Source organism: Neisseria sp. HMSC70E02, from assembly GCF_001838645.1.
GTDB classification, from domain to species: domain Bacteria; phylum Pseudomonadota; class Gammaproteobacteria; order Burkholderiales; family Neisseriaceae; genus Neisseria; species Neisseria macacae.
This window is the reverse complement of sequence record NZ_KV838147.1, coordinates 68721-69242: the sequence shown is the minus strand read 5'-3', so window position 1 is coordinate 69242 and position 522 is coordinate 68721. Positions and strand designations below refer to the sequence as shown.

The window sequence follows — 522 nt, the reverse complement described above, 5'->3', positions numbered from 1 at the left end:
GTCGTCTGAAAAGCCAGCGTACCGTCTGGAGCGGCACACAAACCTCCCGCGGCAAACAAAATCCGCTGGCCGGCGGCGCCGTCAACCGCCGCTACGCCTACGACAAAGCCGGCAACCTGATCCAAAGCGCCGACCAAAGAAGCGGCGTCCTCCATTACGTTTACGACAAAATCGGACGCATTCAGGAAGCCCGCAACAGCCAAACCGGCCGCAGCGAAACCTTCGCCTTCGACCCCGCCCACAATATCCTTTCCGACAAAGCGGCAGAAGGAAAGGGCGGCAACCCGGTCAGCGGCAACCGCCTCAAAGAATACAACGGCATCGAATACACCTACGACGCATTGGGCAACCTGATCTACCGCCAGTTGCCCGACGGCGAAAACCAATATTACCAATACGATTTAGAAAACCAACTCGTCCGCGCCGAAATCAAAAAGCCCGCCGGCAACACCGAAATCTGGACCTACGCCTACGACCCGTTCGGACGCCGCCTTTCCAAAGAACGCCAAGACAAACTCGCCT

General features: G+C 57.9%; 1 pseudogene. It reads left to right on the top strand.

From position 1 onward, the window contains the following. Positions 1-65: 65 nt before the first annotated feature. A pseudogene (locus HMPREF3277_RS15475) lies at positions 66-522 on the top strand (type IV secretion protein Rhs); the annotation flags it as partial.